This window comes from Agromyces marinus (genome assembly GCF_021442325.1).
Taxonomy (GTDB): domain Bacteria; phylum Actinomycetota; class Actinomycetes; order Actinomycetales; family Microbacteriaceae; genus Agromyces; species Agromyces marinus.
The window spans coordinates 3,100,755-3,112,523 of record NZ_CP087879.1 but is presented as its reverse complement, the minus strand read 5'-3'; the positions used below and the strand labels follow the sequence as shown (position 1 = coordinate 3,112,523).

The 11,769-nt window shown below is 69.1% G+C and carries 13 protein-coding genes; 9 read left to right on the top strand and 4 right to left on the bottom strand.

What is annotated here, in order from left to right:
* The first annotated feature begins 36 nt into the window (after nucleotides 1-36).
* Nucleotides 37-1,206: a M14 family zinc carboxypeptidase gene (locus tag DSM26151_RS14690; RefSeq protein WP_234660264.1), complete on the top strand. Its 1,170-nt coding sequence runs from the start codon at nucleotides 37-39 to the stop codon at nucleotides 1,204-1,206.
* Nucleotides 1,207-1,290: 84 nt separating this feature from the next.
* Here DSM26151_RS14690 and DSM26151_RS14685 read toward each other — a convergent pair whose 3' ends face one another.
* From DSM26151_RS14685 to DSM26151_RS14675, 3 genes are all read right to left on the bottom strand, one after another.
* Nucleotides 1,291-1,599: a hypothetical protein gene (locus DSM26151_RS14685; RefSeq protein ID WP_234660263.1), complete on the bottom strand. Its 309-nt coding sequence runs from the start codon at nucleotides 1,597-1,599 to the stop codon at nucleotides 1,291-1,293.
* Nucleotides 1,600-1,619: 20 nt separating this feature from the next.
* Entirely contained in the window at nucleotides 1,620-2,291 is a 672-nt protein-coding gene (locus DSM26151_RS14680) for a nucleotidyltransferase domain-containing protein (RefSeq protein ID WP_234660262.1), read from the bottom strand.
* Nucleotides 2,292-2,589: 298 nt separating this feature from the next.
* Nucleotides 2,590-3,651, bottom strand: coding sequence for a LacI family DNA-binding transcriptional regulator (locus tag DSM26151_RS14675; RefSeq protein WP_234660261.1), 1,062 nt, complete (start codon nucleotides 3,649-3,651; stop codon nucleotides 2,590-2,592).
* A gap of 210 nt (nucleotides 3,652-3,861) precedes the next feature.
* On the opposite strand from DSM26151_RS14675, the gene DSM26151_RS14670 reads away from it, so the two are divergent.
* From DSM26151_RS14670 to DSM26151_RS14650, 5 genes are all read left to right on the top strand, one after another.
* Nucleotides 3,862-4,716 (top strand): ABC transporter substrate-binding protein, encoded by an 855-nt coding sequence (locus tag DSM26151_RS14670; RefSeq protein WP_234660260.1) that lies wholly within the window; start codon nucleotides 3,862-3,864, stop codon nucleotides 4,714-4,716.
* Between the two features lie 88 nt (nucleotides 4,717-4,804).
* Complete coding sequence (locus tag DSM26151_RS14665; protein WP_234660259.1) at nucleotides 4,805-5,599, top strand: amino acid ABC transporter permease; 795 nt, start codon at nucleotides 4,805-4,807, stop codon at nucleotides 5,597-5,599.
* On the top strand, nucleotides 5,596-6,366 hold the full coding sequence (locus tag DSM26151_RS14660; RefSeq protein ID WP_234660258.1) for an amino acid ABC transporter ATP-binding protein: 771 nt from the start codon (nucleotides 5,596-5,598) through the stop codon (nucleotides 6,364-6,366). The genes DSM26151_RS14665 and DSM26151_RS14660 overlap by 4 nt, the downstream gene beginning before the upstream one ends.
* Nucleotides 6,366-7,421 carry a Gfo/Idh/MocA family protein gene (locus DSM26151_RS14655; RefSeq protein ID WP_234660257.1) on the top strand — a complete coding sequence of 352 codons (1,056 nt, stop codon included), beginning with the start codon at nucleotides 6,366-6,368 and terminating at the stop codon, nucleotides 7,419-7,421. The genes DSM26151_RS14660 and DSM26151_RS14655 overlap by 1 nt, the downstream gene beginning before the upstream one ends.
* A gap of 41 nt (nucleotides 7,422-7,462) precedes the next feature.
* Nucleotides 7,463-8,632, top strand: a complete 1,170-nt coding sequence (locus DSM26151_RS14650) for an NAD(P)/FAD-dependent oxidoreductase (RefSeq protein ID WP_234660256.1) — start codon at nucleotides 7,463-7,465, stop codon at nucleotides 8,630-8,632.
* Nucleotides 8,633-8,735: 103 nt separating this feature from the next.
* On the opposite strand, the gene DSM26151_RS14645 is transcribed toward DSM26151_RS14650, so the two are convergent.
* Complete coding sequence (locus tag DSM26151_RS14645; RefSeq protein ID WP_234661930.1) at nucleotides 8,736-8,882, bottom strand: hypothetical protein; 147 nt, start codon at nucleotides 8,880-8,882, stop codon at nucleotides 8,736-8,738.
* On the opposite strand from DSM26151_RS14645, the gene DSM26151_RS15215 reads away from it, so the two are divergent.
* The 3 genes from DSM26151_RS15215 (at nucleotide 8,860) to DSM26151_RS14630 (ending at nucleotide 11,695) form a co-directional block, all read left to right on the top strand.
* Nucleotides 8,860-9,093 (top strand): TraR/DksA family transcriptional regulator, encoded by a 234-nt coding sequence (locus DSM26151_RS15215; protein ID WP_234660255.1) that lies wholly within the window; start codon nucleotides 8,860-8,862, stop codon nucleotides 9,091-9,093. The genes DSM26151_RS14645 and DSM26151_RS15215 overlap by 23 nt on opposite strands.
* Nucleotides 9,094-9,605: 512 nt before the next feature.
* Nucleotides 9,606-10,559, top strand: coding sequence for a helix-turn-helix transcriptional regulator (locus DSM26151_RS14635; protein WP_234660254.1), 954 nt, complete (start codon nucleotides 9,606-9,608; stop codon nucleotides 10,557-10,559).
* Nucleotides 10,560-10,714: 155 nt separating this feature from the next.
* Nucleotides 10,715-11,695, top strand: coding sequence for a sugar ABC transporter substrate-binding protein (locus DSM26151_RS14630; RefSeq protein ID WP_234660253.1), 981 nt, complete (start codon nucleotides 10,715-10,717; stop codon nucleotides 11,693-11,695).
* The last annotated feature ends 74 nt before the right edge of the window (nucleotides 11,696-11,769 follow it).

Genomic DNA, 11,769 nt, shown 5'->3' with positions numbered 1-11,769 from the left:
ACGGAACCAGAACCGTACTTCGAATTGGAGTGAACGATGCGAACCAAGTCCAGAATCACCGCCTCCGCCATCGCGAGCGCAGCGCTCGTCGGTGCGACCGTGATCGCAGGGGTACCCGCCGCGCAGGCGATCCCCGTGAATTCCCACTGCGGAACCGAGACCGCGGGCCCGCGATCCAGCTTCGTCAGCCATGAGCAACTGACGAAGGAACTCGAGCGGATCGAATCCACCAGCAAGGGCCTCGTCGAGGTCGATGTCGCCGGATACAGCAACCAGGGTCGCGAGATCTACCAGGCACGGGTCGGAACGGGTGACACCGTCGTCCTCGTGCAGTCCCAGATCCACGGCAACGAGAACCACGGCACGGAAGCGCTGCTCTCCCTCCTGAAGGAGTTCGGCGGCAACTCCGCAGAGGCTGCTGCGATCCGAGACAACGTCACGATCGTCGCCATCCCTCGGCTCAACGTCGACGGCGGCGAACGTGACACCCGGCAGAACCACATGACGTGGGACGACGTCGTCGCGGACTTCCCGCAGCTCGCGGGCGTGCAGCCCGCATGGAACTACCGGTCGGCGACGCCGGGCTTCGATGTCAACCGCGACTTCAACCCCGATCTCGACTACGTTCCGGCACCGGAGGACTTCCCGGGCAACAGCGCGCGCACGGGCTGGTACATCACGCCGGAGGCGCAGACCCTGCGCGACGTGTACGCGGGCCTGGAAGACGAGTTCGGGGTCGTCGACTACTTCGTCGACCTGCACAACCAGTGGCCGTGCTACTCGCAGGTGGGGACGGACAACATGTCGACGCTGTCGATCTCGGGCCGGTTCATCGCCGACCCGACCCAGTTCGGCGACTGGCCGAACTTCGACTACGACGCGTCGCGGCGTGCGAACGTCGCTGTCTACGACGCGCTCCAGGAGCGCGGCGACTCGGCGTTCGGCCACCTCACGCTGTACCCGCAGGACACCAACCTGCCCGGCACCGCGCTCGGCTCGTTCGCGCTGCGGGGCAGCGCGACGGTGCTGTTCGAGACGTCGAGCAACACCCAGTCCGACGGGCAGAAGCGCAACGGGTTCCTCACCAAGCAGGTGGAGACCGGGCTCAAGGGCCTGATCACCGCCGTCGCGGACGGATCGGTCGAGTCGCTCGATCCCGAAGCGTACGAAGAGATCCCCGAACGGATCTTCCAGCCCGCCGACTGATTCGGCGCACACGAGGGCGGTCCGGTGAACCCGGGCCGCCCTCGGCACATCACAGATCGTGAAACAGTCGCCAACGGCGCTCTGTCAGCTGAGTGTGCGGAGGACGTCGTCCATGCCGTCGACGAGTCGCCGTGCGGCCTTGAGTAGGTCTGCGGCGCGTGCTTCGGTGAGCAGGAGCGGGGAGTACTGCGTCTCGGTCTTCGAGTCGATCAGCCGCGCGAGGTGCTGGGCAAGCCGCTTGCCCGGTTCGGTGCGGCGCAGCATCGCGACTGCGTCGCCGTGGTCCTGGCCGGCGGCGCGTTCGCCGAGGACGGCGCCACAGATTGAGTCGCCGGCAGCGGTCAGGAACGCGTGGGCGTGTAGGGCGCGGGTGCGGACCTCGGTGCGGGTCATTTTCCGTGTGCGCGGGGGCATCAGGGCACCTCCCCGGTTCGGTCGGTCGCCTTCGGGGCGCGCCCGGACGCTCTCGCATGCGTGCCGAGAAGTCTTCGGATCTCGACTCCGGTCACGGTCTGACCGTCCCTGCCGATCGATGCGACGAGTGGATCGTCGTGTTCGACGAGGCGGGCGAGCTCCGCGCCCGTGACCGCAAGAACCTGCACGCGATTGCCCGTCAGTCGACGGACCCGTTCATCAAGCGCCTCGAGCACCGCATCGCGCTGATCCATGGCGGTCTCGTCCTCCCAGACGACGAGGACATCGACGTCGGATTCCGGCCCGGCCTCACCGCGTGCCATGGACCCGTAGAGCGCGGCGCTGACGACGACGCCGGCGGTCACCTCCCTGACGGCCTCCTGAACAGCGGATGCCACGACGGCGCGAGTGGTCAGGATCTCCCCGATCGGACCCCACAGGACATGGCCACGGTTCAGCGTGTACGCGTTCGCAGGGCCGATCTTCTGCATGTCGACCAGGCCCAGGGTGGTCAAGTCATCGAGGATTCGTTGGGTGGTGCGAAGCGCCCGCACTCCGCTGAGCTCGTGGATCCGGCGACCGGACGCAGGCTCGGCGAGCACGGCCAGGCGGTGCAGGATCCGGGCGCGGTTCTCGCCGAGGACCACATACTCGGGATGGCTGAGATCCACCGCCCACCTCTCCGACTGGAATCGGCATCAAGTGACTACAGATTACATCAAGTGACTACCGATAAGTGGAGCCTCGGCATTCCTCCACAGCAGCCGATGTCGCAGATGAGTCCCGCTCACCGGACATCTCGTCGGACAGGGCTTTCGGGACTCGTACCTTCCGGCCTACGTGTTGCGCATGGGTTGGCTCCCATAAGTTGGTGTCGACCTCGCGATGAAGCCGAGGGGCATCCGCAGCCGAGCGGTCTGGGCTGCCCGCGTCACTCGATTCCCGCATCAGCCCGCGCGCACCGAAGGTTCACGCGGGCGGCGGTGCGACCGATTCCCGTTCGACAAGCCGCTGCGCAAGGACCACGTGCTCGGTCGGAGCGCGGTCACCGGCGATCCGACGGATGAGCAGCCGGGCCCCCTCGGCGCCCAACTCGTGGATCGGTTGCGACATGACGGTCAGCGCTGGAGCGGAAAGGCTGGTCCAGTCCGCGTCATCGAAGGCGACGAGTGAGACGTCCGTAGGGATCCGGATGCCGAGGCTGCGCATCTTGCGGAACGCGGCCTGCCCGATGAGGCTGTCGGAGGCGACGATCCCCGTGATGCCGTCGTCGATGAGCCGGCGCACGATCGCGTCCACGCCATCGCGTCGGGCGTTGAGGTGCACGAATCGGCCGGGGTCGTCGATGCCCGCGTCGGCGAGCGCTCCGACGAACCCTCGCACCCGATCGTCGACCGAGCTCGATCCGAGACGGTCGCCGACGCGGTACCCGCTCGAGTGTGCGATGGTCGACACGAATGCGATGCGCCTGTGTCCGGCATCCAGCAGCACTTGCGTGAGCTGGCGGGAGCCGGCGAGGTTGTCGGCGACGACCGTGTCGACATCGACGCCGTCGGCGACGCGGTCGAAGAGCACGAGCGGGCGCCCGCGCTCGACCGCCTCGCGGAGGCTCGAGGGATCGGTGGTCGACGCCGGGGCGACGAGGATGCCGTCGACGCGCTTGGCGAGCAGGACCGAGATCGCGTTCTGCTCGGCGTCGGCCTCCTCATCGGAGTTCAGCAGGATCAGGTCGTACCCGGCGGCCTTCGCGACATCTGCCGCACCCCTGGTCGCCTGCGCGAAGAAGGGGTTCTCGATGTCGCCGACGATGATGCCGATCGAATTCGACCTGCCGGTGGTCATGGTCTTCGCCAGCGCGTTCGGGTGGTAGCCGAGCTCATCTGCGGCGGCCTGGACGCGGTCGCGCACGGCCTCGCTCGCCGCGCCGTACCCGCCGAGCACCCGCGCCGCGGTCGCCTTGGACACCTTCGCTGCTGCGGCGACGTCGCTGACCGTGACCTCCCTGCGGCCGTTGAGCGGATCCACCGGCATACGAGCACTCCTAAGAAAAGGTGTTGACGGATGTCTCGGACGGCGGTTAGTGTGCCGGAAACGCATTGAGACCGGTCTCAATCTACGCGACTGAGACCGGTCTCAACAAGACCCGGGCCAAAACAGCCCGACTCAGCGTTGAGCACCACCGCAGCACCACCCATGCCATCCGGCACCGCACACCGCACATTCCGAAACGAAGGATTCACCGTGACCCAGCGCACCTTCCTCCGGCGCACGGCCATCGCAGCCGTTGCCGCCGCGACCGCCCTCGTCCTTTCCGCCTGCGCCAGCGGCGCCGCAGGCAGCTCCGAGACGAGCGACGCCGATGAAAACCCGTACGGCCTGATCACCCCCGGCCAGATCCGCGTGGCGAGCCTCGGCGACGCGAAGCCATACACCTTCACCGACGAGTCGGGCGAGTTCACCGGCTTCGACGTCGAGTTGTTCACGGATGTCGCGGGCCGCGTCGGCATCGATGACGTCGTGTTCACCGGCCAGGACTTCTCGGGCCTGCTCGCGGCCGTCGCGAACGGCCAGTTCGACGTCGGCGTCGCGGCAATCGGCATCACCGACGAGCGCAAGCAGACCGTCGACTTCTCCGAGGGGTACCTCGCGGGCTACCTGACCGTGATGGGCCACCCGGACGCCGGTATCGACGATGAGGATGACCTCGCCGGGAAGCGTCTCGGCGTCGTACAGGGCACCTTGCAGGAGGCGTACGCGGTGAAGAACTTCACCGAGACCGAGCTGGTCCGCTTCCCGGACAACAACGCGGCGATCTCGGCCGTCAACAGCGGCTCGATCGATGCGCACTTCTTGGACTACGAGGCGGCGAAGGCCTACGCCGAGCAGTACGGCCTTGTGAACGCGATCGACATTCCGTCGTTCGACGCACCTGCCGGGTTCGCGATCGCCAAGGGCAACACGGAGTTCCAGGCCGCTCTGAACGAGGCGCTCGCCGCGGCGATGGAGGACGGGACCTGGAAGGAACTCTACGAGAAGTGGTTCCCGGGTTCGCCGATGCCCGAGCAGTACCTGCCCTCGAGCGAGCAGGGCGAGTAGCCCCAGCTTGCGTTCCGGTGCGGGCCGCCCCACGGCACTTGCGCGGCCCGCACCGGACCCTCCCCTCTATTGAACAACGGAGCACATCATGGACTGGCTCGACAACCTCGTCGCCACCTTCCTCGACTTCGACGCGATGTGGCAGGTGTTCCCGCAGCTGCTGGGCGTCGGGCTTGTGAACACCCTGGTCATCTCGATCGCCGCGACCGTCATCGGCGTCGTGCTCGGCATGATCATCGCGATCATGGGCATCTCGCGCTCGCGCTGGCTGCGCGTGCCCGCCCGCATCTACACCGACGTCTTCCGAGGCCTCCCCGCGATCCTGACCATCCTGCTCATCGGCCAGGGCTTCGCCCGCGCCAGCCAGCAGATCTTCGGACCCTCCCCGTACCCGCTGGGCATCCTCGCGCTGAGCCTGATCGCGTCGGCGTACATCGGCGAGATCTTCCGCGCCGGCATCCAGTCCGTCGACCGCGGCCAGCTCGAAGCGTGCCGCGCGCTCGGCATGAGTTACGGCAACGCCATGCGCCTGGTCGTCGTCCCGCAGGGCGTGCGCCGGGTCCTGCCGGCACTGGTGAACCAGTTCATCGCGATCGTGAAGGACTCCAGCCTGGTCTACTTCCTCGGCCTGCTCGTGTCCGAACGCGAATTGTTCCGCGTCGGCCAAGACGCCGCGGTCCTCACCGGCAACCTGTCGCCGCTGGTCATGGCCGGCCTGTTCTACCTGATCATCACGGTGCCGCTGACCCACCTCGTCAACTACTTCGACGATCGGTTCCGCACCGGGCGCCGCAAGCCCACCCCGCCCAAGAGCGGCCTCGATGAGGTCGAAGAGCAGCACAAGGGCGCCCCGGTCTCGCTCACCTACGGAGAGAACTCATGACCTACACCTCCCCGGTCCCCGTCACCGACGGGCACCTCTACGCCGGCTCCAGCCTCGAACTGCAGGGCCTGAGCATGGCCTACGGCGACATCGAAGTCCTCCGCGACGTCACCCTGACCGTCGCACCCGGCACCACCACCTGCATCATCGGCCCGTCCGGGTCGGGCAAGTCAACCCTGCTGCGCGGCGTGAACCGACTCCACGAACCCAGCCGCGGCGACGTGCTCCTCGCCGACGAGAGCGTGCTCTCCCAGAAGCCCGACGTGGTCCGTCGCCGCATCGGCCTGGTGTTCCAGCACTTCAACCTCTTCCCCGACCACACCGCACTCGAGAACGTCGCCCTCGCCCTCCGCAGCGTCAAGCGCCTCTCACGCGCCGAAGCCAACCGGGTCGCGCACGAACGCCTCACCGAGGTGGGCCTGGCCGACCGCGCCGACCACCGGCCCCGAGACCTGTCCGGCGGGCAGCAGCAACGCGTCGCGATCGCCCGCGCCCTCGCGATGGAGCCCGAGGTGATGCTCTTCGACGAGGCCACCAGCGCCCTGGACCCGGAACTGGTCAAGGGCGTGCTCAACCTCATGGCCGGCCTCGCCCAACGCGGCATGACCATGCTCGTCGTCACCCACGAGATGGGCTTCGCCCGCAAAGTCGCCGACCAGGTCGTGTTCATGGACGAAGGCCGAGTCGTCGAACACGGCCACCCCGACGACCTCTTCGACCACCCCCAATCCCCCCGCCTGCGCCGATTCCTCAGCGAGGTGCTGTGATGACGGATGTCGCAGGCTCGCCGATCCGCACCGCCGTCGTCGGCTTCGGCACGAGCGGCCGGGTGTTCCACGCTCCGTTCCTCGACGCCGACCCCGCCTACTCGCTCGACCTGATCGTCACGCGCGACCCGGGCCGGCGGGCCGCCGTCGAGGCGCGGCATCCGACGGCCTCGACCGTCGCGACCGTAGACGAGCTGTGGGCGGCCGCCGACCGGCTCGATCTCGTCGTGATCGGCTCGCCGAGCGGCACACACGCGTCACTCGCGCATGCCGCACTCGACGCCGGGCTCGACGTCGTCGTCGACAAGCCGTTCGCGGTGACCGCCGACGAGGGCCGCGCGCTCATCGCGAAGGCGGCCAGGCTCGGACGCACGCTCTCTGTGTTCCAGAACCGTCGCTGGGACGGCGACTTCCGAACCGTGCGGCGGCTGGTCGAGGCCGGTGAGCTCGGCGAGGTGCGCCGCTTCGAGTCGCGCTTCGAGTGGTGGAAGCCCGAGCCGGCCGCCTCGTGGAAGACCGAGGCGACGGTCGCCGAGGGTGGCGGCATCCTCTACGACCTCGGTACGCACCTCATCGACCAGGCCGTGCAGCTGTTCGGCCCGGTCGCCGAGCTGACGGCCGTCGAGGCCGAACGACGGCGCCACGGCGCCGAGGCCGACGACGACGTGTTCGTCGCGCTGCGGCACGAGTCGGGTGTGCGTTCGCACCTCTGGATGAACGCCGTCGCGCCGGCCTTCGGCCCGCGCTTCCACGTGCTCGGCTCGCGCGCCGGGTACACGAGTTGGGGCCTCGATGGACAGGAGCCCGCGCTCATCGCGGGAGCGCTGCCCGGTAGCCCGGGCTTCGGCGAGACCGCCGAGGCCCGCTGGGGCAGGCTCGGCGTCGACGGCGCCGCACGTCCCGTGCCCACCGAACGCGGCGACTACGGCACGTTCTACCGCCTGCTTGCCGCCGCGATCCGCGACGGCGCACCCGTGCCCGTCGACCCGGCCGACGCGGTCGCCGTGCTCGAGCTCATCGAGCGGGCGCACGCCGCGGCATCCGCCACCGCCTAACCCACCACGACCCAGAGACCACGAGAAGGACCACTGGAACCATGACCGCAAATGAATCGAAGCACGTCGTCGTCATCGGCGGCGGCATCCTCGGCGCGTCGACTGCGGCGCATCTCGCCCGCGGCGGCGCGCAGGTGACGCTCGTCACCGCCGGATCGCTCGCGGACGGCGCCTCCGGGCGCTCGATCGCCTGGCTGAACTCGTCGGGCGACCGCTCGGCTGAGTACCACTACCTGCGCCTCATCGCGCTCGACCGCTACCGCACGTGGAGCGCACGCCACCCCGAGAGCCGCGGCTACCTGCGCTTCGACGGGGCGATGAAGTGGGCCGGCCCGGGCGAGAGCTTCCGCGAGACCTTCGCGTTCGAGCGGGACGGCGGCTACGACGCCGTCTGGGTCGACCGTGCCGACGTGGCTGCCGTCGCCCCGGACGTGGACGCCGACGCGGTCGCCGAGGAGGGTGCGATCTTCAACGCCGGCGAGGGTTGGGTCAGCCTGCCCGACCTCATCGCGGCGCTCGTCGCCGACGCCGTCGCGGAGGGCGCGCGCGTGATCGAGCATGCCGGTGATGCGCGGGTCGACGTGCAGGACGACGTGGCGACCGGCGTGGTCCTGGGCGACGGCACCCGCCTGGCCGCCGACCGCGTCGTGCTCGCGACCGGCGGGTCGGTTCCAGCGCACCTCGCCGCGCTTGGAGTTACGGTGCCGGATGCCACGCCCGCCGCGTTCGTGCTGTTCACCGACCCCGTCGACGTCCAGGTGACGACGGTGCTCAACACGCCGCGGGTGGCCGTGCGGCCCACGCCCGACGGCCGGCTCGTGCTCGACGCCGACTGGGCGGAGCAGTCCGTGCTCGTCGGCGACGACGGGTCGATCACGGTGCCCGAGGCGTCCGTGCAGGGCCTGCTCGACGAGGCGTCGAAGGTGCTCGCCGGGAACCCGAAGCTGACCGCGCAGCGCGTGGGCGCGGGTCTCAAGCCGATCCCCGGCGACGGCGAGCCCGTCGTCGGCACGGTACCGGGCATCGACGGCCTGTTCACGCTGTTCACTCACTCGGGTGCGACGCTCGGCCTGGTCCTGGGAGAGCTGCTCGCGGAGGAGATTCTCACCGGCGCGCCGTCGCCGGTCCTGGCGTCGTTCCGCGTCGACCGGTTCGACACCGCAGCGGTGCCCGACCCGGTCGGAACCGGTGCCTGGTCACCCGTCTCGTAGGCCGATCCCGTTGCCGGGGTGGTGGTTCGGCCACCACCCCGACCAGAGCGGCCGCCGCAGCGGTTGAGCGATGAAGCCGTGAGCGGCACCACTACCTTGCGGCTCATCCGGCGTCGTTGCGGTGGCCCAGGGGCCACAACCTGCCGTGGTGCAGCGAACCGACGCGCTGGCGGGTGATATCCACGGCGGCGACCGGGTCGTGCCGTTCGAGCGGGCCGAACGACAGGATGCGCTCGTGGACTGGAACCACGGCCCTCCCGGGTGTCGATCCCATCGCGTACCAGACGGCCGCGGCACACCGCCTCGTCCTGAAGCAGATCATCAATGCGCTCGACCGGCTCACTGCCGGCACCTTCGGCATCTGCGCCCGTTGCGGATCCGCGATTGCCGCCGGCCGGCTGGAAGCGATTCCGTACGTGGCTGCGTGCGTCGATTGCCAGAGTCGTGCTGGGACCGGGTGACCGATTCGGCCTGGGTTTGGGCTCCGGCCTCCGATTCAGGGTGGTGAATGACTCATGTCGCGCTCCGTCCCTCATCTACGACTGATCGCGGTCGGGCGAGGCTATGCGCGGTACTGCTTGTGACTTATTCCTCGTCGGGGTCCGCAGGGACTGGCGACGGAGCTCATCAGTGCACGCCGCTCGACGACGAGCCTCGGGCGCCGTCCGCGCGTCCGACATGCCGGGAGTCCAGTTGCCGCAATTCGATGGTGGACTGAATGGGTCATGGGCGGTGCTCGGGACTGGCGGAAATCAAAGGCGATCGATCATCGCAATCGTTGCACACGCCCGAGGGTGCCTCGGGGGGGCGATAGCAGGGCTCGTGAACGGGGGCCCCGCTACGATCGCTTCATGGGGAGCCGATCGAGGCCGCTGACGGCCACCGCTGGAGTGCCGTGCCTGGCCAGTTGGTGATCCGCTCCGCGGCTCGACGGGTCTCCGACGCTCCAATCCCGCTCAGCACCGCGCAGCTTATGCGTCGCCACCTGCTCGGCATCCGCAACGCCCTGCCGTACGACGCGGCGCAGGTGCTCGTGTTCGACCGCAGCATGGATCGCCACCGCCAGATGGCGAGCGTCGGCTATCCTCTCGAGGTCGCCCGCGTGATGGCCGAGGAGTTCCCGAAGAACTGGCCCGTGCCCGTGTGGTCGCCTGTGCTCGAGGGTGACGACCTCCCGCCGACGATCAGCGCCGAGCGCGACCATCCGGGTAGCTTCCGCCACTCCCATATCTTCCTCGAGCACCTCAGGCCGGCCGGGTATCACGACGGGCTCACACTCGAGCTGAACCATCGCGGCCGGTACGTGGGTCTCGCGAACTTCTCGTCGTTCGAGCCCGATTTCTACACGCTCGACCTCCGGCGCCGCAGCCTCGCGTTCGCGTCGCTGCTCGGACACGCCCTCAACGCCACCGCGCTCGACCTCGAAGCCGTGCCCGCGAGCGCCCGGGCCAGCGTGCTCGATGAGCAGCGCGGCACGCGCCCGCTCGCCGGCCGGGAACCGAGTTCGCTGACGGACCGCGACGACTTCTTCGCCGCGATCACGCCGCTGTTCGAGTCGCCGCAGAGCGAGGTCGCGTTCCTCTGGAACATCGACCGGAACTGGTCCCGCATCGTGGTGCGGCGCCAGAGCGAAGACACCCACCCCGGCGTGCGGTCGCTGGTCGTGATGGAGGAGTCCATCGACCGCCCGTTCGGCCTCACGCCGACCGAGATCCGTGTGCTCACGCGGCTCGTGACGGGCTCGTCGAACGACGAGATCGCCGGGTCGATGGATGTCGGCGTGCGCACCGTGCATACGCACATCTCCGGGATCCTCGCGAAGCTCAACTGCGCCCGCCGTGCGCAGGCGGTGGCCAGCGCCATCCGGAACGGCCTGTTCCGGCCGGAGCAGGTGCCCGAGGCGTCCCTCGAGCACCTGCTGCACTGACGCGCTCGCGGGTCTCGGCATGATAGCGAATCGGCGGAGTCTTCCGATTCCTCCGCATTCCTACGGAGAGGGCCCGGCGCGCGATGCCGTACCGTCACGCACACGGCAGCGACGCGCTCGGCGTCGCGCCCCCATTGAACGTCAGGAGTGCACCAATGAAGACGACCTCCCGCACGGCCGCCCTTGCGCTCGGCCTCGCCGGCATCCTCGCCCTCTCCGCGTGCGCGGCAAGCGCCGAGCCCGCGGCGGACGGCGGCGAGCGCAAGGGCGCGCTGGCCATGAGCTTCGCTGGACTCGACATCCCGATCTGGGTCGACCAGCTCGAGATCATGGAGCCGATCATCACCGAGGCTGGGTATGAGTTCCTAAGCGACGACCCCGCCTGGGACATCCAGACCCAGGTCAACGACTGGGAGAACTGGATCCAGCGCGGCGACGTGAAGGCCATCATGGGCTACCCGGTGCAGTCCGACTCGATGGTCGCGGTGACCGAGAAAGCGCAGGCCACCGGCATCCCTGTGCTGGGCTACGCCGGCACCTGGGAGGGCACCTCGTTCGGCGTGCTCCTCGACAACTACGAGGACGGCGTTCGCCTCGGCGAGGAGGCGGGCGAGTGGATCATCGAGAACTACGGCGATGGGGGCACCCAGCCCGTCGCGCTCCTCGGCTACTGGGAAACCGACCTCGGGCGCGAGCGCAGCGAGGGCATCGTCGCGGGCCTCGAGAACAGCGGTGCGGATGTCAGCATCAACGAGATCTCGGTCATCAACCTCGACGGCGGCTACTCCGCCGCGCAGAGCCAGCTCGCCGCCGAACCCGATACCAAGATCTGGCTCGGGATGGCGTCGGAGCCGCTGCAGGGCGCGTACCAGTACCTGACCGACCAGGGCGTCGCACCTGACGACCCCGACATGCTGCTCGGCGCGCTCGACGCGACCGACGAGATCCTCGACATCGTCACCATCGAGGACTCGATCTGGCGCCTCAGCTACATCCTCCCCGCGCGCCAGCTGGCGGAGGCCAACGCCGAGCTGCTCATCGCCGCCGCCGACGGCACCGCGACCGAGGACATCCTGATCGAGTCCACCCGCGTCACGCCCGAGAACGCGGCCGACTTCTACGTGGACCCTCGGTAGCGGCCATGTCGTCCGTCGCATCGGGCACCCCGGGACCGACGCCGCAGGGGGCGCCGGCCCCGGGGCCGGGCGCC